The organism is Citrobacter sp. RHBSTW-00599 (assembly GCF_013784065.1).
Lineage (GTDB): Bacteria > Pseudomonadota > Gammaproteobacteria > Enterobacterales > Enterobacteriaceae > Citrobacter > Citrobacter braakii.
The window spans coordinates 3,753,645-3,773,582 of record NZ_CP056717.1 but is presented as its reverse complement, the minus strand read 5'-3'; the positions used below and the strand labels follow the sequence as shown (position 1 = coordinate 3,773,582).

At 52.2% G+C, this 19,938-nt stretch carries 21 protein-coding genes; 10 read left to right on the top strand and 11 right to left on the bottom strand.

The window, feature by feature from the left end; all coding sequences use genetic code 11:
• Positions 1-211 precede the first annotated feature (211 nt).
• From HV243_RS18535 to HV243_RS18525, 3 genes are all read left to right on the top strand, one after another.
• A complete protein-coding gene (locus HV243_RS18535; protein ID WP_016152116.1) occupies positions 212-1,042 on the top strand; it encodes a MetQ/NlpA family ABC transporter substrate-binding protein in 831 nt (276 codons plus the stop codon).
• Between the two features lie 62 nt (positions 1,043-1,104).
• A complete protein-coding gene (gene sfbB / locus HV243_RS18530; protein WP_181603863.1) occupies positions 1,105-2,121 on the top strand; it encodes a virulence-associated ABC transporter ATP-binding protein SfbB in 1,017 nt (338 codons plus the stop codon).
• Entirely contained in the window at positions 2,114-2,773 is a 660-nt protein-coding gene (locus HV243_RS18525; RefSeq protein ID WP_003831085.1) for a methionine ABC transporter permease, read from the top strand. The genes sfbB and HV243_RS18525 overlap by 8 nt, the downstream gene beginning before the upstream one ends.
• On the opposite strand, the gene mnmH is transcribed toward HV243_RS18525, so the two are convergent.
• The 5 genes from mnmH to ppiB form a co-directional block, all read right to left on the bottom strand.
• A complete protein-coding gene (gene mnmH / locus HV243_RS18520) occupies positions 2,774-3,859 on the bottom strand; it encodes a tRNA 2-selenouridine(34) synthase MnmH (protein ID WP_016152118.1) in 1,086 nt (361 codons plus the stop codon).
• A gap of 97 nt (positions 3,860-3,956) precedes the next feature.
• Positions 3,957-5,024, bottom strand: a complete 1,068-nt coding sequence (gene purK, locus HV243_RS18515) for a 5-(carboxyamino)imidazole ribonucleotide synthase (protein WP_047358033.1) — start codon at positions 5,022-5,024, stop codon at positions 3,957-3,959.
• Positions 5,021-5,530 (bottom strand): 5-(carboxyamino)imidazole ribonucleotide mutase, encoded by a 510-nt coding sequence (purE, locus tag HV243_RS18510; RefSeq protein WP_053389384.1) that lies wholly within the window; start codon positions 5,528-5,530, stop codon positions 5,021-5,023. The genes purK and purE overlap by 4 nt, the downstream gene beginning before the upstream one ends.
• A gap of 173 nt (positions 5,531-5,703) precedes the next feature.
• Complete coding sequence (gene lpxH, locus HV243_RS18505; protein WP_053389385.1) at positions 5,704-6,426, bottom strand: UDP-2,3-diacylglucosamine diphosphatase; 723 nt, start codon at positions 6,424-6,426, stop codon at positions 5,704-5,706.
• 2 nt (positions 6,427-6,428) lie between these two features.
• Entirely contained in the window at positions 6,429-6,923 is a 495-nt protein-coding gene (gene ppiB / locus HV243_RS18500; RefSeq protein WP_003021875.1) for a peptidylprolyl isomerase B, read from the bottom strand.
• Positions 6,924-7,096: 173 nt separating this feature from the next.
• Between ppiB and cysS the strand changes: the two genes are divergently transcribed.
• On the top strand, positions 7,097-8,482 hold the full coding sequence (gene cysS / locus HV243_RS18495; RefSeq protein ID WP_006685638.1) for a cysteine--tRNA ligase: 1,386 nt from the start codon (positions 7,097-7,099) through the stop codon (positions 8,480-8,482).
• 90 nt (positions 8,483-8,572) lie between these two features.
• Here the strand turns inward: cysS and HV243_RS18490 are convergent, their stop codons facing one another.
• From HV243_RS18490 to folD, 3 genes are all read right to left on the bottom strand, one after another.
• Entirely contained in the window at positions 8,573-9,097 is a 525-nt protein-coding gene (locus HV243_RS18490) for a metal-dependent hydrolase (protein ID WP_046276061.1), read from the bottom strand.
• A 123-nt stretch (positions 9,098-9,220) separates the two neighbouring features.
• Entirely contained in the window at positions 9,221-9,433 is a 213-nt protein-coding gene (ybcJ, locus tag HV243_RS18485; protein WP_016152124.1) for a ribosome-associated protein YbcJ, read from the bottom strand.
• A gap of 1 nt (position 9,434) precedes the next feature.
• Positions 9,435-10,301, bottom strand: a complete 867-nt coding sequence (gene folD / locus HV243_RS18480) for a bifunctional methylenetetrahydrofolate dehydrogenase/methenyltetrahydrofolate cyclohydrolase FolD (protein ID WP_003021887.1) — start codon at positions 10,299-10,301, stop codon at positions 9,435-9,437.
• A gap of 575 nt (positions 10,302-10,876) precedes the next feature.
• Between folD and fimA the strand changes: the two genes are divergently transcribed.
• The 6 genes from fimA (at position 10,877) to sfmF (ending at position 16,946) form a co-directional block, all read left to right on the top strand.
• On the top strand, positions 10,877-11,431 hold the full coding sequence (gene fimA, locus HV243_RS18475; protein WP_032946983.1) for a type 1 fimbrial major subunit FimA: 555 nt from the start codon (positions 10,877-10,879) through the stop codon (positions 11,429-11,431).
• 77 nt (positions 11,432-11,508) lie between these two features.
• Positions 11,509-12,042, top strand: a complete 534-nt coding sequence (gene fimI, locus HV243_RS18470; protein WP_019076203.1) for a type 1 fimbrial protein subunit FimI — start codon at positions 11,509-11,511, stop codon at positions 12,040-12,042.
• Positions 12,043-12,083: 41 nt separating this feature from the next.
• Positions 12,084-12,776, top strand: coding sequence for a type 1 fimbria chaperone FimC (gene fimC / locus HV243_RS18465; protein WP_065554225.1), 693 nt, complete (start codon positions 12,084-12,086; stop codon positions 12,774-12,776).
• Positions 12,777-12,783: 7 nt separating this feature from the next.
• Positions 12,784-15,405, top strand: coding sequence for a fimbrial biogenesis usher protein (locus HV243_RS18460; protein WP_053389937.1), 2,622 nt, complete (start codon positions 12,784-12,786; stop codon positions 15,403-15,405).
• A gap of 49 nt (positions 15,406-15,454) precedes the next feature.
• Positions 15,455-16,417: a type 1 fimbria D-mannose specific adhesin FimH gene (fimH, locus tag HV243_RS18455; protein WP_230675908.1), complete on the top strand. Its 963-nt coding sequence runs from the start codon at positions 15,455-15,457 to the stop codon at positions 16,415-16,417.
• Complete coding sequence (gene sfmF, locus HV243_RS18450) at positions 16,410-16,946, top strand: fimbria assembly protein (RefSeq protein WP_046276058.1); 537 nt, start codon at positions 16,410-16,412, stop codon at positions 16,944-16,946. Before fimH ends, sfmF begins: the two co-directional genes overlap by 8 nt.
• A gap of 49 nt (positions 16,947-16,995) precedes the next feature.
• Here the strand turns inward: sfmF and fimZ are convergent, their stop codons facing one another.
• The 3 genes from fimZ to fimW form a co-directional block, all read right to left on the bottom strand.
• Positions 16,996-17,628: a fimbria biosynthesis transcriptional regulator FimZ gene (fimZ, locus tag HV243_RS18445; RefSeq protein WP_016152131.1), complete on the bottom strand. Its 633-nt coding sequence runs from the start codon at positions 17,626-17,628 to the stop codon at positions 16,996-16,998.
• A gap of 587 nt (positions 17,629-18,215) precedes the next feature.
• The gene (locus tag HV243_RS18440; protein ID WP_053389936.1) at positions 18,216-18,938 is read right to left on the bottom strand and encodes a hypothetical protein; all 723 of its coding nucleotides are present in this window, start codon (positions 18,936-18,938) and stop codon (positions 18,216-18,218) included.
• A 385-nt stretch (positions 18,939-19,323) separates the two neighbouring features.
• Positions 19,324-19,917 (bottom strand): fimbria biosynthesis transcriptional regulator FimW, encoded by a 594-nt coding sequence (gene fimW, locus HV243_RS18435; RefSeq protein ID WP_016155913.1) that lies wholly within the window; start codon positions 19,915-19,917, stop codon positions 19,324-19,326.
• Between the last annotated feature and the right edge of the window lie 21 nt (positions 19,918-19,938).

The following is a 19,938-nucleotide window of genomic DNA, read 5'->3' as shown; positions in this document are numbered from 1 at the left end:
GTTATCCGGTTTTTTACTATCCTTTGCTGAAAAACACATTAGTACCTTCAACGTACATTCAACGACATATCCCGCAACATCATGAAATAATTTCAAGGACAGCAGGTTGTGATCTGTGTCATGTTAACAATCAGCCTGTTAACAGGCCAACAAGAACAACGCCGCAAGAACGGCGTGAGACATGACACCACAACGTTAAAATGGAGAAATTATGGGATTGCGTCAGAGTTTACGCGTCGCGACCGGAGCGCTGTTACTGGCCTGTGGATTACAACTTGCTCATGCGAACAGTGACCCGCATACCATCGTGTTTGGCGTCGCACCTGGTCCGTACGGCGATATGGTGAAACAGGCCATTGCCCCTACGCTGAAAGAGAAAGGCTATAAGGTAGTGGTGCGCGAATTCAGCGACTACGTGCAGCCGAACATGGCGCTTTCCAACGGCAGTATTGATGCCAACTTGTTCCAGCACTCGCTCTACTTTGACAAATTCACCGCTGATAAAGGACTGAAGCTGAGCAAGCTGATTGTGGTCCCGACGGCCGGGATGGGTTTTTACTCACATAAAATCAAAAGCCTGGATGAGTTAAAAAAAGGGGATGTGATCACGCTTTCCAATGATCCAACCAATCTGGCTCGCGGTCTGCGTTTCCTGCAGTCTATTGGCCTTATTACCATCAAAGACACTATCGATCCGACTAAAGCCTCTGAGCGCGATATCGCCAGCAACCCGAAAGGGCTGGTGTTTAAACCGCTGGAAGCGGCACAGCTGCCACGTACCCTGGACGGTGTGACCGGCGCGCTGGTCAACGGTAACTTTGCTGTGGCGGCAAAACTGGATCTCGCCAGTGCCATCAAGCAAGAGCATCTGGACGAAAATCTGAAAAATATCATAGCGGTACGCAGTGAAGATGCGGATAAACCGTTCGCGAAAGATATTGTGGCGGCGGTGAAATCTCCGGCGTATCGCGCGGTGATCGACGATCCGCAAAATATCTACAGCGCCTTCCAGAAACCGGAATGGATGTCGGCAGCCCAATAATCGCTGCGCACAAGGTTAACAGGGGCAGCGGCGACTGCCCTTTTCGCATTTCTGAGGTGGCTATGATTGAGATAGAAAAGGTTTGCGTGGATTTTAGCGCAGGCCGTGGACCATCAACCCGGGCGGTTGATGACGTCAGCTTGCGCATAGGCGCAGGCGAGATATTTGGCATTGTCGGGACCAGCGGCGCGGGGAAAAGCACGCTGCTGCGCACCCTGAACGCCTTAACGCGACCAAGCCTGGGAAGCGTAAAGGTTAACGGCGTAGAAATTTCCGCGCTGGAAGGGGCGCAACTACGTAAAGCCCGTCAGCGTATTGGGATGATTTTTCAGCATTTTAATCTGATGCATACCCGTACCGTGGCGCAAAACGTCGCTTTCAGCCTGAAGGCTGCCGGATGGGAGCGCAGTAAAATTGGCCCACGCGTCAGCGAAATCCTGACGCTGGTGGGGCTGTCTGACAAGGCGAACCGCTTTCCTGTGCAGCTCAGCGGCGGGCAAAAGCAGCGCGTTGGTATTGCCCGTGCGATTGCCAATCACCCCGATGTGCTGCTGTGTGATGAACCGACCTCTGCGCTGGATCTGGAAACATCGGCCACTATTCTGGCATTGCTTAAGCAGATCAACCAACAGCTGGAGATCACGATCGTGCTGATCACTCACGAGATGAACGTGATCAAATCGATTTGCGATCGTGTGGCGGTGATGTCCGGCGGCAAGGTGGTGGAGTCCGGTGAGGTGTTTGACGTTTTTGCTCACCCGCAGCACGCTTTCACGCAGCAACTGGTGTCGCATACCCTCAATCTGACGCTACCCGAACGCTTGCGCCAGCATTTGCCTGGCCAGTTGCTGAAAATTCTGTTCATCGGCGATTCGGCGGAACAGCCAGTGTTGTCAGAAGTCGCGGTTAAATTTGGTGTGGCGGTGAACATTCTGCACGGCAAAATTGAATATATCGGCGAGCGTGCGCTGGGGATTCTGGTGGTGCAACTGACCGCGCCGCATAACCCTTCTGCGGTGGATGTCGCCGTGGAACATATTCGTCAACGCACGGCACAGGTGGAGGTGATTCGTGGATGATTTATTGCCTGATTTGACGCTGGCGTTTAATGAAACCTTTCAGATGCTAAGTATCTCTACGGTGCTGGCGATTATTGGCGGTCTGCCGCTCGGTTTTCTTATTTTCGTCACCGACCGGCATTTATTTTGGCAAAACCGTTTTGTGTATCTGCTCAGCTCCGTGCTGGTGAATATCATCCGTTCGGTGCCGTTTGTGATCCTGCTGGTGCTGCTGCTGCCGCTCACTCAGTTTTTACTCGGAAATACCATTGGGCCGATTGCGGCGTCGGTCCCGCTCTCGGTGGCGGCAATCGCTTTTTATGCCCGTCTGGTCGACAGCGCACTGCGTGAAGTCGATAAAGGCATTATTGAAGCGGCGGAAGCCTTTGGCGCCAGCCCGATGCGTATCATCTGCACCGTTCTGTTACCTGAAGCGAGCGCGGGTCTGCTGCGTGGGTTGACGATAACGCTGGTGAGTCTGATCGGTTACTCCGCGATGGCCGGAATCGTTGGTGGCGGTGGGGTAGGCGACCTGGCGATTCGCTTTGGTTATTACCGCTATGAAACCCAGGTCATGATCGTCACCGTGGTGGCGCTGATTATTCTGGTGCAGGTCGTTCAGGTGCTGGGCGACTGGCTGGCGAAACGCGCGGATAAGCGCGACAGACACTGATCACTGTGCGTTAAGCCAGTCGGCAACGTCCTGCCATGTGCCGCGAAAGACGACTTTCGCGGCTTTCTTTTCCAGTTGATAACGATACATCGGGTCGTAATACTCGTTGAGCAACGGTACCAGCCAGCCCATATGGGCGTCGGTACTGCCCGTCGCTTGCTGTTCGCGCAGAGCCACGTCGAGCAGGGCGGTCAGCTCGGCAAAACGTTGTAAACCCAGACGGCGGCGAATAGCAAACAGGCCGTGGTGCAGATACTCGCTATACTCCTGCCAGCCCTGACTCTCGCCATAAGCATGGGTAAAATCGTGGTGCATCCGCACGAAATACTCTTCGCGCAGTCGCTCCAGACGACGCTCAAAAGGATCGTCCACCACTGCAATAGATGCCTGGGTCATGCGTTCACGCAGGCACTCAGGCAGATGATTAGCCCCGATCATGCGGCCTTCATCTTCCAGTACCCACAGACGCAGATCCTGACGGCTGTCGGTTCTGAGCATTTCGACCGCCAGCAGGTTTTCAAAACTCGCCTGACTCAACTGCGGTTCAACGGTGCGACCAAACGAGGAACCGCGATGGTGCGCCAGACCTTCGAGATCCACGCCGTTCGGCTGCTGTTGCACCAGCTGCGTTTTACCGTTCCCGGTACAGCCGCCAATTAAGACGATCGGCTTTTGCACTAATTCTTCCGTCAGCTGAATCGCCGCCTGACGCAGGGCTTTGTAGCCGCCGTGTATCAGCGGGTAGTCAATCCCGGACTCGTGCAGCCACTGCTGCACAATGTGCGAACGCTGACCGCCGCGCGCGCAGCATAAATAACCCGCAGGATTTTGACGACAGGCATCCAGCCAGGCCTTCATACGTTGTTGGCGAGTCTCGCCGCAGACCAGTTGATGGCCGAGCGTGAGGGCTGCCTCGGGTCCCTGACGTTTATAACAGGTACCCACGGCGGCACGTTCGTCATCGTTCATTAGGGGAAGGTTGATTGCGCCCGGCATTGCGCCTTGCAGAAATTCGACGGGGGCGCGTACATCGATTATAGGCGTACCAGCGAGCAAAATTGCGCGATAGTCCGTTCCATCGTTCATGTGTGATCCTGAAAATACAAAAACAGCAATGGAGGGGATTTTACGCGCCAGAGGAGGGGCCGGGGAAGGATAAAATCAAATCCCCGGCATTAATGGCTTATTTCAGCGTTGACTGCGCCCAGATAATACCGCTGGCATATTCCGGCGGCAGCAGGGGGATAAGCGCTTCCAGCGTCGCACTAAGACGCGCGGTATCGCTGTCGCTCAGGTTCAGGTGTCCCACCTTACGCCCTTCACGCACCTCTTTGTCATACCAGTGCAGATGCACCAGCGGCAGTTTCAGCCAGTCATAGTTCAGGTCGCTACCAATCAGATTTACCATCACCGAAGGAGTGTTCACTACCGGCGTGGGTAACGGCAGGTTGGTAATGGCGCGCAGGTGCAGCTCAAACTGGCTGATGCTGGCACCGTTTTGCGTCCAGTGCCCGCTGTTGTGCACGCGTGGAGCCAGTTCGTTAATCAGCAGACCTTCCGGGGTGATGAAACATTCCATCGCCATCACGCCGACATAGCCCAGCTCCTGCATGATGGCAGAGAGCATCGCTTCGGCCTGTTTCTGCTGTTTGGCGTTAGCCTGCGGGAAGACCACGCTGGTGCGCAGAATGCCGTCCTGGTGCAGGTTATGGGTCAGCGGATAGAAGACGGTGCTACCGTCGTGCGCACGAGCGCCAACCAGTGAGACTTCACCAGAGAAGTTGATTCCCCGCTCAACGATGCACTCGCCGTAGCAGTCGTCCGGCAGTTGTTCGGTTTCATTTGCGCGCAAACGCCACTGCCCACGACCGTCGTAACCGCCGACGCGACGTTTCACGATCGCCAGCTCACCGAGTTTGTCGAATACTGCAGGCCATTCGCTTTTATCCGCCAGCAGTTGCCACGGCGCAGTTGCCAGGCCGAGCTTGTCAAAAAGCTGCTTTTGCGTCAGACGGTCGGCAATAATCGGGAAAACGTCGCGGTTGACAAACGCCGGGTGGCGCGCGAGCTCGCGGGTGAGTGCCGTTTCCGGCCAGCGCTCAATCTCAGCGGTGATCACGCTTTGCTGAAAAGGGACCGCTGCTGGTTCGGCATCCAGCCCGACGGGCCAGACCGCAATGCCCAGCGGTTCACCGGCCTGGCGCAGCATGCGCCCTAGCTGACCGTTACCGAGTACGCAGACCTGCTTCATGCCGCACCTCGCGGGTCCGGATTCTCCAGCACCTCGTCGGTTTGCGCTTTGCGCCAGTCGTTCAGACGCTGGTGTAATACTTTGTCGTGTGTTGCCAGAATTTGTGCTGCCAGCAGGGCCGCATTTGCCGCGCCCGCTTTGCCGATAGCCAGCGTTCCGACCGGAATACCGCGCGGCATCTGTACGATGGAGTAAAGGCTATCTACGCCGCTCAGCGCCGCGCTTTGCACCGGGACGCCTAAAACAGGCACCAGCGTTTTCGCCGCAATCATGCCCGGCAGATGTGCAGCGCCACCCGCACCGGCAATGATCACCTGATAGCCGTTCTCTTCTGCGCTTTCGGCGAAGCTAAACAGCTTGTCAGGGGTGCGGTGGGCGGAGACGACTTCAACATGATGCGGCACGTTCAGAATTTCGAAGATTTCGGCGGCGAACTGCATGGTAGCCCAGTCGCTTTTGGACCCCATCACGATGGCGACACGCGCCGGGTTATTGCGGGAAGACATGCGTCTGAAAACTCCTGTGATGCACTACACTCGACTTTTGAGGCCACAGAGAATAGCATAATTCGCCGTCAAGGAAAACGATTGCGCGCTTTACACTTCACCCTTCAGGCAGCCTCTGTAGCTGGCTGCATCTCAACGAGTTTTGTGTAAAGAGGAACTGGATATCTGCGGAATTAAAACGGAAATGCGATCAGTTCAACGTCATCTGGCGTGACTTTGATCATCGACCCTTCGGTGTGCCATGCGCCTAATACCACGCGGAAAGCGTGTTGCTCATTGGCCGTAAGTTCGTGGACTGCCGGGCGGTGGGTGTGGCCGTGAATTAACCACTGGACCTGATGCTTTTCCATCTCGGTGATGACGGCCTGCGGATTCACATCCATGATCGCCAGTGACTTGCTGCTGTTGGCCGCTTTGCTGTTGGCGCGCATTTTCGCGGCGATACGTTGGCGAACGAACAGAGGTAGGGAGAGGAACAGCTTCTGTAGCCAGGGTTGATGTACTTTGGCGCGAAACGCCTGATAGCCTGCATCGTCTGTACACAAAGTGTCGCCATGCATGATCAATACCTTGCGGCCATACAGGTTGAGTACTTTTTTCTCAGGCAGCAAGCTCATGCCGCTTTCACGGGCAAAACGTTTGCCGAGCAGAAAATCTCGGTTGCCGTGAATAAAAAAGCAGGGAACGCCGGAATCAACCAGTGATTTTATCGCCGCGGCTATTTCATGATGCAGTGGGGTTGGGTCGTCGTCGCCAATCCAGGCTTCAAACAGGTCGCCGAGAATGTACAGTGCATCAGCTTTTCGCGCATCACCGGCTAAAAAACGCAGAAAACCGGCGGTGATCGCCGGTTCTTCTGTGCAGAGGTGAAGATCTGCAATAAACAGTGTCGTCACGATTACTCGCTGACGGTCACGTTTTCGATGATGACGTCTTCTTTTGGCACATCCTGGTGCATACCGCTGCGACCAGTGGAAACGCCTTTGATTTTATCAACCACGTCCATGCCTTCAACAACTTCGGCAAACACGCAATAACCCCAACCCTGCATGCTTTCGCCGGAGAAGTTCAGGAAGTCGTTGTCTGCAACGTTGATGAAGAACTGTGCGGTTGCGGAGTGCGGAGCCTGAGTACGCGCCATCGCCAGCGTACCACGGGTGTTTTTCAGACCGTTGTTCGCTTCGTTTTTGATCGCTTCTTTCGTGGCTTTTTGCTTCATGCCCGGTTCGAAACCGCCGCCCTGGATCATGAAACCGTTAATAACACGGTGGAAAATGGTGTTGTTGTAAAAACCTTCGCGGCAGTAGTCCAGGAAGTTTTTAACTGTTTCAGGCGCTTTATCATCAAACGTTTTGATTACGATATCGCCGTGATTAGTGTGGAAAGTAACCATTTTTGCATCCTGTTCCGATAGATTGGTGCTTCGACCCCGTGAAGGGTCAGAGTTAGGGGTGTGTTATAGCATAACCGCAAGCTGCGATCACCTCGCAAAGTGTGCTGCTTCCGGTCTAAATTATGGGTATTATACAGACTTTACTATCCACACACGTCTACACGGAATCTTCGATGTTAAAAATCTTTAATACACTGACGCGCCAAAAAGAGGAATTCAAACCTATTCATGCCGGGGAAGTCGGCATGTACGTGTGTGGTATTACCGTTTACGATCTCTGTCATATTGGCCACGGACGTACCTTCGTTTCTTTCGACGTTGTCGCGCGCTATCTGCGCTTCCTCGGCTATAAGCTGAAATATGTGCGCAACATTACCGATATTGATGACAAAATCATCAAGCGCGCGAATGAAAATGGTGAGAGCTTTGTGGCGTTGGTCGACAGAATGATCGCGGAAATGCATAGCGATTTCGACGCGCTGAATATTCTGCGCCCGGATCTGGAGCCGCGCGCTACGCACCATATCGCTGAGATTATTGAAATCACTGAACAGCTGATTGCCAAAGGTCACGCTTATGTCGCTGATAACGGCGACGTGATGTTCGACGTGCCGACTGACCCGAACTATGGTCAGCTGTCACGCCAGGATCTGGATCAACTGCAGGCGGGCGCACGCGTTGATGTGGTTGATGTGAAGCGCAACCCGATGGACTTCGTGCTGTGGAAAATGTCCAAAGAAGGCGAGCCGAGCTGGCCGTCTCCGTGGGGAGCGGGTCGTCCTGGCTGGCACATCGAATGTTCGGCGATGAACTGCAAACAGTTGGGCAACCATTTTGATATTCATGGCGGTGGTTCGGATCTGATGTTCCCGCACCATGAAAACGAAATCGCTCAGTCCACCTGTGCGCATGACGGTGAATACGTTAATTACTGGATGCACTCCGGGATGGTGATGGTTGACCGGGAGAAAATGTCCAAATCGTTGGGCAACTTCTTTACCGTGCGTGACGTGCTGAAATACTACGACGCCGAAACCATTCGCTATTTCCTGATGTCTGGTCATTACCGTAGCCAGTTAAACTACAGCGAAGAGAACCTGAAGCAGGCGCGTTCTGCGCTGGAGCGTCTGTATACCGCGCTGCGCGGCACCGATAAGTCCGTTGCTCCAGCCGGTGGCGAAGCCTTTGAAGCACGCTTCATTGAAGCGATGGACGATGACTTCAATACGCCGGAAGCCTACTCCGTGCTGTTTGATATGGCGCGTGAGGTTAACCGCCTTAAGGGTGAAGATATGGCGGCGGCTAACGGTATGGCTTCGCATCTGCGTAAGCTTTCCAGCGTGCTGGGCCTGCTGGAACAGGAGCCTGAAGCATTCCTGCAAAGCGGAGCGCAGGCGGATGACGGTGAAGTTGCTGAAATTGAAGCGTTAATCCAGCAGCGTCTGGATGCCCGTAAAGCCAAAGACTGGGCGGCAGCTGACGCCGCGCGTGACCGTCTCAATGAGATGGGTATCGTGCTGGAAGATGGCCCGCAGGGCACTACCTGGCGCCGTAAGTAATGATATTGATTGCCGGATGGCGGCTCGCGCCCTGTCCGGCAATCAATGTACGAATGTCGGTCGGATAAGACGCTTGTTGTATCCGGCAAATTAATATTTCCGATACCACCACAGCACACCCATCATCATAACTCCCGGTAGCCATACCCATATCAACTCCGAAATTATCACCTGGTGCCCGTATGGTGTGGCGTAGCGTGATAGCGCAAACGGGGCGACTTTAATCACCTGCCACGGTGCAAAGAAGCGTTCATCCGACCACGGCCACAGCCAGCCGACGCCTTTGCCGCCAGTAGTGACCGAATCCAACAGGCTGTGCGACAGCAGTGAAACCGTCAGGAATAGCCAGCAGCGAATTAAGCCTGCCTTGAACCATCGTCGACCCATCCATACGCAGAGCAGCGGCACCACGAAGGCGAACAGCAGCGAATGGGTAAAACCGCGGTGACCAAACACGTTGCCGTAGGCGACGCCAAGCTTAAACGACAGTACGTCGGCATCCGGCAACATAGCCAGAATGACGCCAGTAAACAGTAATTGCGGGGGGATGACTTTACGCCCGAGACCTAATCCTAAACAGAGAGGAACGGCAGCGTGGGTAACGATTGTTGGCATGATGATCGCTTCGTGTGGAAAAACAACATGCTAACAGTTCACTGTGAAGTGGTGATGAAGTCATTATCTGAAAAGGAGAGAGGAAGTGGCCGGACAGGGGTTAACCTCATCCGGCACCTGGGATCACGCCACGACGTTAATGCTGTGGCCTTCAAAGCTGACTGTCTGTCCTGCAACGATTTTGCAGCGTTTACGCGTTTCTACCGCACCATCGACCTTCACTAACCCTTCGCCAATAGCAATTTTTGCCTGGGCGCCGCTTTCGCTCCAGCCTTCCAGCTTCAGTAAATCGCAGAGTTCAACGTGTGGGTGTTTACCCAGTGAAAATGTGGCCATCTTAAACGTCCTTTACATCATGATATTCAACACACGCCTGCAGCGTGTTTTCGATAAGTGTGGCGACCGTCATTGGGCCTACGCCGCCGGGTACCGGCGTGATGTATGACGCGCGTGCGGCAGCATCTTCAAAGACCACATCGCCAACAACCTTACCATTCTCCAGACGGTTGATGCCGACATCAATCACAATCGCACCTTCTTTGATCCACTCGCCGGGAATAAAGCCAGGTTTGCCGACGGCAACAATCAGCAGGTCTGCATGCTCTACATGGCGACGCAGATCTTTGGTGAACCGGTGGGTGACGGTGGTGGTGCAGCCAGCCAGCAGCAGCTCCATGCTCATCGGGCGGCCAACAATATTCGACGCGCCAATAACGACCGCATTCAGACCGTAGGTGTCGATATTGTAACGCTCAAGCAGAGTCACAATACCGCGCGGAGTACATGGGCGCAGGCGCGGCGCACGCTGGCACAGGCGACCAACGTTATACGGGTGGAAACCGTCAACGTCTTTATCCGGCGCAATACGCTCGAGAACTTTAACGTTGTCGATACCCGCAGGTAACGGCAGCTGGACCAGAATACCGTCGATGGTGGTATCTGCATTGAGCGTATCGATCAGCTCGAGCAGCTCTGCCTCGCTGGTGGTTTCAGGCAGGTCATAGGAGCGGGAGACAAACCCCACCTCATCACAGGCTTTGCGTTTACTCGCGACATAAATCTGCGAAGCCGGGTTGCTACCTACCAGCACAACAGCCAGGCCTGGGGCGCGTAATCCAGCCGCTAAACGCGCCTGAACTTTTTGAGCAACCTCAGAGCGCACCTGCTGCGCAATCGTTTTACCGTCAATAATCTTTGCTGCCATCAGAGAGAGGATTCCGTCTGTTACGTTAAATCGAAGGGGATGCCGCTATTTTGTCAGAAGCGGGACGTGCTGTCAGTTTTCGTTTGCATTTTTACGTGCGCCAGGGGGCGTCACGATCTGCGAATGGGGTCAGTACAGAGGCTTAAGCCTTACGGATAATTAATGAGCATGCTAATTAAAATTAACGTGAATGAAACAACTCATCACCCTGGTATATTCAGGGGTAATGCGCCACAAACCAGTCTGTTACGGTTAATTATGAGGGATTTTACCTCATTCCCACCCAGATTTTTCCTAGGTCCCATTAAGAATTAGCTAGGGTCATTAAAAGGATTTGCAGGTATTTTTCATTAATTGAAATGTTTAATTTATCGCTGTGACGAATAGTCATATTCGCGAGGAATAATTAGTGAATCAAATACTCAGGAGAATTGGGGTAAAAGGTTAGCTAATTCTCATGCGATATATATCTTTACAGGATGCAGAGATAATTAGCCTGACATTTAATGTCGATAATGATTCAAACGGATCCCGCAGGATGCTGGAGCCGGATGTGTGTAATTCAAGGGAAATCCATGAAACGTAAATTAATGACCTCTTCTGTTATTGCCAGCCTGATGTTAGTCGCCGGTGCAGCGGTTGCAGCCGATCCGGTAAGCGTTAGCGGCGGTACTGTGCATTTTGAAGGTGAACTGGTCAATGCAGCCTGTGCAGTCAGTACTCAGTCATCTGATCAGGTTGTGACGTTAGGCCAGTATCGTACTGCCAGTTTTGCCGCAGTGGGTGACACTACAGCACAAATTCCGTTCTCTATCGTGCTGAACGACTGTGACCCGAACGTTGCCGCAACCGCAGCCGTTGCTTTCTCAGGCCAGTCCGATATTACCAATAACAACCTGCTGGCCGTCACTTCTGCAGACAACGGTACCACTGCAGGCGGTGTTGGGATTGAAATTCTGGACAATACGTCCACCGCGCTGAAGCCGGATGGCGCAACCTTCTCTACCGCTCAGGCGCTGGTAGAAGGGACCAACACCCTGCGTTTCTCTGCGCGTTACAAAGCCACTGCCGCAAGCGCAACGCCGGGTCAGGCAAATGCCGACGCGACGTTCATCATGAAGTACGAATAAGCCGTTTTGATTTGCGCAAGGATGACGTTCGCCTCAATGGATGAGGCAATATCCGGGGATGATGAAGGATGCGGCAGATGATAGGGAAAGGCGTGGCGCTGGCGGGAATGCTGTGCGTAATGCCTGTGCTTTCACATACGGTAATACTGGAAAGTGGCCGCGTCCACTTACGGGGACAGCTCGTCAACGGCGCCTGTACGGTCGCCACTGACAGTCAGGATATGCGGGTGCAAATGGGGCAGTATCGCACCAATGCTTTCTCTGGGACGGGAAGCTTCGCCTCTACCAGCGTACCGTTTTCACTGCGCTTAACGTCGTGCAGCTCCGATGTTTATGACCATGTTGGGATTGCGTTTGCGGGCGTGACGCCAGCGGAAGATCCGCAGGTTTTTCTTGCCAGCGGCGATGCGTCTGCGGCTTCGGGGATTGGCCTGGCGTTATTTGACGAGCGCCAACGGCAAATTATACCGAATGCCCTGCCGCTTCATTATGTGCCGATTATAACGCAAGAGATGACGTTTCATTTCACTGCCCGCTATCGGGCTGTCTCGGAAAATATAACGCCGGGAACGCTTCGCTCAGACGTGTGGTTTACGTTGGTTTATCCCTGATTTATTTCCCAACGATAATCGCATCAAAGGTATTTTTAGCTATGTTTAATTATCTAAAATCAGGTTTTATCCTTTTACTGGCCTTATTTTCTGCTGCCAGTGTTCAGGCTGCCGGAGGCATTGCATTAGGCGCCACTCGCGTTATTTATCCGGCCGATGCCAAACAAACGTCCCTGTCTATTAGCAATAGCGATACCAAAGAACGTTACCTGGTTAATTCATGGATTGAGAATAGCGCAGGTGCTAAAGAAAAATCGTTTGTGGTTACGCCTCCGCTGTTTGTCAGTGAACCCAAAAGCGAAAACACGCTGCGTATCATCTATGCCGGTGAACCGTTGCCCAAAGACCGTGAGTCGCTGTTCTGGATGAACGTAAAAGCCATTCCGTCAGTCAATAAAAACAGCCTTGAGGGCAAAAACGTTCTGCAACTGGCGATTCTGTCACGCATCAAACTTTTCGTTCGTCCGAATAATCTGCCGCAAATCCCGGAAGATGCGCCCGGGATGCTGACGTTTGCTCGCTCCGGCAACCACCTGAAAATCAACAATCCGTCAGCGTACTACGTCACGTTGGTCAATCTCAATGTGGGGAAAACGAAGGTCGATAACGTGATGGTTGCGCCGAAAAGCGATGCGCAGGTCCTGCTACCCACGGGCGTTCAGGGCAACGTTACGTTCCAGACGGTCAATGATTATGGCGCTGTAACCCCGGCCAAAACGGTAAGTGTGCGTTGAGATAACGATGAATAAGACAACGTATTTTCCTGGCCTGTTACCGGGGGTTACGCCACCGCTGGCGGGGGTGGCGTTGTCCACGCTGGCGGCGCTCTTTCCCTCTCTAAGCTATGGGGAAAGCTATTTTAATCCGGCCTTTTTATCTGCGGATACGGCAACCGTGGCGGATTTATCACGTTTTGAAAAAGGCAATCACCAGCCTGAAGGCGTTTATCGCGTGGATATCTGGCGCAACGATGAGTTTGTTGCCACTCAGGATATTCGTTTTACTACCAGTGCGGCAAAAGCCGGGGAGAAGTCCGGTGGGCTGATGCCGTGCTTTGGACTCGACTGGGTGAAGCGCCTTGGCGTCAATATCGCCGCGTTTCCGGCACTCAGTAAGGATCCGAACGATACCTGTATCAATCTACCTGAGGCGATTCCCGGCAGCGAGATTGCGTTTGATTTTTCTACCCTGCGCTTAAACGTCAGCCTGCCACAGGCGTCAATGTTAAACAGCGCGCGCGGCTATATTCCACCGGAAGAGTGGGATGAAGGGATCCCGGCCGCGCTGGTTAACTACAGCTTTACCGGCAGCCGTGGCAGTGATACTGACAGCTATTTCCTCAGTATGCTCAGTGGTCTGAACTATGGCCCCTGGCGGCTGAGAAACAACGGTGCGTGGAGCTACTCCAAGGGCGACGGATACCACTCACAAAGCTGGAAAAACATCGGTACATGGCTTCAGCGCGCAATTATCCCGCTGAAGGGCGAACTGGTGATGGGCGACAGCAACACTGGCAACGACGTTTTTGACAGCGTCGGGTTTCGCGGTGCGCGGCTCTATTCCTCAGACAGTATGTATCCCGACAGCTTACAGGGCTACGCGCCTACCGTTCGCGGCATTGCGCGTACCGCAGCGAAACTGACCATTCGTCAGAATGGCTATGTGATTTATCAAAGCTATGTTTCACCCGGCGCTTTCTCGATAACCGATCTCAACCCAACGTCATCCAGCGGTGATCTTGAGGTCACGGTGGATGAGAAGGACGGCAGCCAGCAACGCTATACGGTGCCGTACTCCACCGTTCCCTTATTACAACGAGAAGGGCGTTTCAAATATGACGTTGTCGCCGGGGATTTTCGCAGCGGCAATAGCCAGCAATCTTCACCGTTCTTTTTCCAGGGAACATTAATTGCCGGGTTACCAGAGGGCTATACCGCATACGGTGGTACGCAGTTGGCCTCACGTTACACCGCGGTGGTTTTAGGCACCGGTCGAAACCTGGGGGACTGGGGGGCGGTTTCTGTCGATCTCACCCATGCGCGCAGCCAACTGGCGGATGACAGTACGCACCAGGGGCAGTCTTTGCGTTTCTTGTATGCGAAATCGCTGAACAATTTTGGCACTAACTTCCAGTTGTTGGGGTATCGCTACTCAACGCGTGGCTTCTATACCCTCGACGATGTGGCGTATCGCAGTATGGAAGGCTATGAGTACGAATACGACAGTGAGGGCAATCGCCACGACGTGCCCAATGTGACGAGTTACCACAACCTGAGCTACAGCAAAAAGGGCCGTTTCCAGATCAACATTTCGCAGAATCTGGGGGATTACGGATCGCTGTATATCTCGGGTAGTCAGCAGACGTACTGGAATACTTCAGACACCAATACCTGGTATCAACTGGGCTATGCCAGCGGCTGGCAGGGGATTAGCTATTCACTCTCCTGGTCGTGGAATGAATCGGTTGGCATCTCCGACACCGATCGTATTCTGGCGTTCAATATGTCTGTACCGTTCAGCCTGCTGAGCGGACGGCGTTACTCGCGTGATAACGCCCTCGATCGCACCTACGCCACCTTTAATGCCAACCGTAATAGCAACGGACAGAACAGCTGGCAGAGCGGGATCGGCGGTACGTTGCTGGATGGGCGCAATCTGAGCTACAGCGTGAATCAGGGGCACAGCAGCACCAATGGCTATAGCGGAAATGCCAGCGCCAACTGGCAGGCGGCCTACGGTACGCTGGGCGTGGGTTACAACTACGACCGTGACCAGCATGACTACAACTGGCAGTTCTCCGGCGGCGTAGTGGGGCATGCGGACGGCATTACGCTCAGTCAGCCTCTGGGCGATACCAACGTGCTGATTAAAGCGCCGGGTGCGCAGGGTGTACGGATAGAGAACCAGACCGGCGTTCAAACCGACTGGCGCGGATACGCGGTGATGCCATATGCCACCGTCTATCGCTATAACCGCGTCGCGTTAGACACCAATTCCATGAACAACAATACCGATGTGGAGAATAACGTCAGTAGCGTAGTGCCAACGCAAGGGGCGCTGGTGCGGGCGGCGTTTGATACACGAATCGGTGTGCGGGCGCTGATTACCGCCAAACATGCCGGTAAACCAGTGCCGTTTGGCTCCGTCGTGCGTGAAAACACCAGCGGCGTGACCAGCATGGTGGGTGAAGACGGGCAAATCTACCTGAGCGGCTTGCCGCTAAAAGGCGAGTTGTTGATCCAATGGGGGGAAGGCGCAAACGCGCGCTGCGTGGCGCGCTATGCCTTGCCAGAGGAGAGCCTGAAACAAGCGGTAACGCTCACGAACGTGACGTGCGAATCTCCGTCAGCACGACAGGAATAATACGATGAAACGACAAACGGGTTTGTTACTGGGAAGCGCTTTACTGCTGATGGCCCATTCGTCCTGGGCGACGGTCTGCCAAAACTCGAATGGCACGCCAACGGATGTTTTTTACGATCTGTCGAATGTCTTCAACAGTAGTAACAACCAGCCGGGACAGGTGGTGACGTTACCGGAAAAATCTGGCTGGATTGGCGTGAATGCCACCTGTCCGGCCGGGACAACGGTAAATTACACCTATCGAAGCTATGTCACTGAACTTCCGGTTCAAAGTACCGAAGGCGGCTTCCAGTATCTGAAGCTCAATGACTACCTGCTGGGGGCCATGAGCATAACCGATAGCTATGCCGGGTTATTTTATCCCCCACGTAATTACATTCGCATGGGGACTCACCCTAACGTACCTAAGCAGCAGCCTTTTGGCGTGATGGATTCAAAGCTGGTGTTTAAGCTCAAAGTAATCCGCCCGTTTATTAACATGGTGCCGATTCCGCGGCAGACGATGTTCAGCGTCTATGTCACGACCAGTACCGGAGATGCACTAAGCGTGCCGGTTTATACCATCAGCTACAGCGGCAAGGTGGAGGTTCCACAAAACTGCGAAGTAAACGCCGGGCAGATTGTCGAGTTTGATTTTGGTGATATTGGCGCATCGCTGTTTAGCAAGGCGGGGGCGGGAAACCGGCCTGAAGGCATCAATCCGCAGACCAAAACGGTGGCGATAAAATGCACCAACGTCGCTGCACAGGCCTACTTAACCATGCGTGTAGAGGCCGAGAAAGCCACCGGGCAAATGATGGTATCTGACAACCCGGATTTAGGTTTTATTGTCGCCGACAGCAGCGGTAAACCGCTAACGCCCAATAATCTGTCCAGCACTATCCCGTTTCAACTGGATGATAACGCCGCGGCGAGCGTGGGGATCCGAACATGGCCGGTCAGCGTAACGGGTAATAAGCCTACCGAAGGACCTTTTACAGCCCGTGGCTATCTGCGAGTGGATTATGACTAACAAGCAAACGCCAGCCGCAGGGAAACGCCTGGCAATGGTGTGCCTGCTGACATTCAGCTCGTTGTGCCATGCCGCTTCGTCGCTGGGGGAAATCAATATTGAACTGCGCGGAAACGTGGTGGACTTTACCTGCGCGGTAATTGCCAGCGACAGCAATAAGTCGGTGGAGCTAGGCACCTGGCCGACCAAGCAGCTTCAGACCAGCGGAGATACTACTCAACCGGTCGCGTTTACGCTGAAGCTAGAAGGCTGCCCGCCGGGTTCCGCTTCGATAACGTTTTCCGGAACTCCGGCCCCGGGCACGACGTTGCTGGCGCTTGATGATGCGGTGATGGCGCAAAAGGTGGCGATCGAACTGCACGACAGCGACCGTACGCGATTGCCGCTCGAACAGGCCAGCCAGACGGTGGGGATTGATGAGAACGGCAATGCCACGCTGACCTTTTTCGCAAACTATATCGCGTTAGCTGCTGGGGTTCAGCCTGGCATTGCCAGGGCTGATGCCACGTTCATGATTAACTATAACTAATCAATGCGCTAACAAAACACTCCCGAACGAAATCTCGCCGGGAGTGTTATTACATTAATTCATGCATTTTTGCGTAATCGATCAGCTCAACGATGGTGTGCAACCCGAGCTTGGAGTAGATATTAGCCTTGTGAGCGCTAATCGTTTTATTGCTGAGTAACAACTGCTCAGCAATTTCCTTATTGGATAGCCCGTTTGCCAGATAACGCAAAACGGTAACTTCACGGTTAGAGAGCGGCATGTCATGTAAGACGCCTTTTTGTGCATTTATATTGTTAATGAAATTAAGGGTATCCGAAGGAAAAAAGGAATATCCTGATAAAATCATTTTTACCGCATTGTAGATATCATTGAGATCCTTTCGTTTACTGACAAACCCATTTGCACCGGCCCGGATAGCACGCCCGGCATAAAACGACTCGGATTTTGAGGACAGAAACAGTACCCGAGTTTTCTCCTGCAATGACTTTATTCTTTTGAGTAATGTAAACCCATCAGAACCAGGCAGTTCAATATCCAGGATGACAAGATCGACCGGGTACGTGCGCAGATGTTCTATTGCCGTACGGCTGTCATCGGTTTTCAACACTACCTGAATATTACTGTTTTTCTCGAGTAGTACTTCTATCGACATTCTGACAATAGGGTGTTCGTCCATAATGATAACGGATGCTGGTTTCATTGTTGTATGCCTCAAACTGTTTGCGTATCTTGCGAATTTGATAAAACATCAGGCGTTATAATATTGTCAAATAGCCAAGAATTGTTCTGAGGGAGAGCCGAATAAATATTATTTCATCCTTGTTTATTCGGTTGTTCTTCTGCAGAACAATGAATTTGTGGAAAATCCATTTCACACCGGGAAAACTAACAATTAATCAGGAAACTGTGGGGATTATACCTGCTCTGCTCATTCGGAAAAGACTTACAACATCCTGGTTGTTAATGTCAGTTAGGATATTCTGAAAGATCCAGATGTGTTAATGACTATTGGTATTATTTATCTGTGGTTCGAATTATGGCAGATTGAAAATTTTTTTTAAACAGTAAAAACGACACAATAAACCAATTGTTTAAGTTTTGTTAAGGCTGCAATAGGACTATTTTTTATTGAAATGCACAGGATCAGTAAGGTTAAGTGTGAGTGTGCCTCCAGGCATAATACCAGGAATAGTTGTAAATATTAAATATTTGTAAAAATTAGATCTTTTTTCTTATTCAATAATAAGTAATTTCCTAAAAAATCTTATAGCACAATGAGTTATGGTGTTAAATTAAATGGGGAGAGGTAACGTTGAGACGGTGTATCAGATGCAAAAAACGCTGCCTGCTGGGTAATCCAAGGCGCGTAATCAACTGGTTCAGGCGATAGATGATGCGGTGGTAGGGTTGTTCCTGTAACAATGCAATCTTTTTTAAGGAGTTACCCTGTAATAGTAAGGTAATCAGCTCCCAGTCGAGCTGATTTATACGCCTGGAATGAATATAGTTAAGAACCGGAGATAATAAGGCATGGCGCATCTCGGGGAGGCGCAAATTGCGTGGCAAGATATAAAATGGACCGGACAGTGAAATAAATGTAGTGAGGTCTTCATCGCGACTGGAAAGCATTATGAAGATTTGGATGTCATTATGCTTCTTAATTAGCTGGCGCAGGCTTTCAAGTATATCGAAATAAGGGGTTGTTAAGCTTTCAATGTCAATCACTAACTGGCTAATTACCGGCTCTTGCATGCTGAGCAAGGTCGATTCAACGCTCTGGAAGATCGCCGTGCGAGTACCTGAGAATAAATGTCGACTCAGCGCATAGGCCAGATAGTAGTCTGTCGTAATTATCGCCTGAGATATAGTGCCGTCCGGTAAGGTGTATTCGAGTTTTTGTGCCAGATACTCGATCCGGTCAAATACCTGTGAGGTACAGTGGGGAAATTGCCAGCTACAGTTAGCGTTTCGTATACGGCGATAGCGGTCCCGGCGTTTTGCACTGTGCATCCTTTTCCATTCCATTTCTGTTGCGGCAGGTCTGGATAAATTGCTGACTACAGGCATCCCTGAACCAAACTTTTGTCAGCGCAAAGGTGAGTTGACTTGTGCCGTTGGGTTTCAGTGCTTCAACAATCATCAGACTGGCAATTGCGTACTCCATCAGAATAATCTGCCGGAAGTTTTCTGATGTCTTACTCAATGCCCAAAAGATCGTTTTATCCAGTTCAACCTCTCTCTGAGATTAGATAAAATATTACCGGGTGTGTCTTTCTGTTACCCCGGAAATAGTATGGCCGGATTATTCTCGCAGCCTGAAGCCAGGTACAGTAGGAGCCGATGCTTAATCCATGATGAGATATTTCTCAATAAAAATTAGGCAAAGATACCCCGTCTAATTTTGCAGAAAGTTCAGATGTGCGCGGATGTATCTTAAGAATTGCTGATCGTTTTTCACATGCAGCTTTTTCATAATGCTGCGGCGGGTCGCTTTGGCCTGGATATCACTGACTGAGAGCAGATGAGCCGTTTCGGCTAACGTATACCCGCTGGCGAGAAACATTAAGAACTGGCGTTCTTCGATAGAAAAGTTGCGGGTGGTGCAGTAATGGCAGATAGTCGCGGGCACGCTAGTGCGCAGTGCGCGTTTTTGCAGGATGAGGACCAGTTTTTTGGTTATCTCGTCGACGTCATCTTCCCGATAAATCAGTGGCAACATGTACAGGCAGGGGCGGAACATCAGCTTATCTTTGTCGTTTTTGCTACAGATGACCACCCGGTGTTGGCGCCTGGTGTGGACAGGAACCATGTAACAATCGGCGCTGAGCCAATCTTCATCCAGTGAGATAAACGCGATTTCAGCGCGATCGATATCTTCGACAGGTAAAAAGCTAATCTCCTGATGCCACTGATTTGCCAGATGGGAGATGATGATTTTCAGTCCATGTTCGAAGTGACTGTTTTCTTCCTTGATGGCGATACTTAACATTAAAGAGTTCCTGACCACTGG

Excerpts from the sequence above, each read along its gene's own strand:
- purE (WP_053389384.1), bottom strand. The coding sequence starts at position 5,530 with ATGTCTTCCCGCAATAACCCGGCGCGTGTCGCCATCGTGATGGGGTCC.
- HV243_RS18460 (WP_053389937.1), top strand. The coding sequence starts at position 12,784 with ATGAATAAGACAACGTATTTTCCTGGCCTGTTACCGGGGGTTACGCCA.
- fimH (WP_230675908.1), top strand. The coding sequence starts at position 15,455 with ATGGCCCATTCGTCCTGGGCGACGGTCTGCCAAAACTCGAATGGCACG.
- HV243_RS18490 (WP_046276061.1), bottom strand. The coding sequence starts at position 9,097 with ATGCCAACAATCGTTACCCACGCTGCCGTTCCTCTCTGTTTAGGATTA.
- mnmH (WP_016152118.1), bottom strand. The coding sequence starts at position 3,859 with ATGAACGATGGAACGGACTATCGCGCAATTTTGCTCGCTGGTACGCCT.
- sfbB (WP_181603863.1), top strand. The coding sequence starts at position 1,105 with ATGATTGAGATAGAAAAGGTTTGCGTGGATTTTAGCGCAGGCCGTGGA.
- HV243_RS18440 (WP_053389936.1), bottom strand. The coding sequence starts at position 18,938 with ATGCACAGTGCAAAACGCCGGGACCGCTATCGCCGTATACGAAACGCT.
- HV243_RS18535 (WP_016152116.1), top strand. The coding sequence starts at position 212 with ATGGGATTGCGTCAGAGTTTACGCGTCGCGACCGGAGCGCTGTTACTG.
- cysS (WP_006685638.1), top strand. The coding sequence starts at position 7,097 with ATGTTAAAAATCTTTAATACACTGACGCGCCAAAAAGAGGAATTCAAA.
- ybcJ (WP_016152124.1), bottom strand. The coding sequence starts at position 9,433 with ATGGCCACATTTTCACTGGGTAAACACCCACACGTTGAACTCTGCGAT.
- sfmF (WP_046276058.1), top strand. The coding sequence starts at position 16,410 with ATGACTAACAAGCAAACGCCAGCCGCAGGGAAACGCCTGGCAATGGTG.
- ppiB (WP_003021875.1), bottom strand. The coding sequence starts at position 6,923 with ATGGTTACTTTCCACACTAATCACGGCGATATCGTAATCAAAACGTTT.
- fimA (WP_032946983.1), top strand. The coding sequence starts at position 10,877 with ATGAAACGTAAATTAATGACCTCTTCTGTTATTGCCAGCCTGATGTTA.
- purK (WP_047358033.1), bottom strand. The coding sequence starts at position 5,024 with ATGAAGCAGGTCTGCGTACTCGGTAACGGTCAGCTAGGGCGCATGCTG.
- fimW (WP_016155913.1), bottom strand. The coding sequence starts at position 19,917 with ATGTTAAGTATCGCCATCAAGGAAGAAAACAGTCACTTCGAACATGGA.
- fimC (WP_065554225.1), top strand. The coding sequence starts at position 12,084 with ATGTTTAATTATCTAAAATCAGGTTTTATCCTTTTACTGGCCTTATTT.
- fimZ (WP_016152131.1), bottom strand. The coding sequence starts at position 17,628 with ATGAAACCAGCATCCGTTATCATTATGGACGAACACCCTATTGTCAGA.
- folD (WP_003021887.1), bottom strand. The coding sequence starts at position 10,301 with ATGGCAGCAAAGATTATTGACGGTAAAACGATTGCGCAGCAGGTGCGC.
- fimI (WP_019076203.1), top strand. The coding sequence starts at position 11,509 with ATGATAGGGAAAGGCGTGGCGCTGGCGGGAATGCTGTGCGTAATGCCT.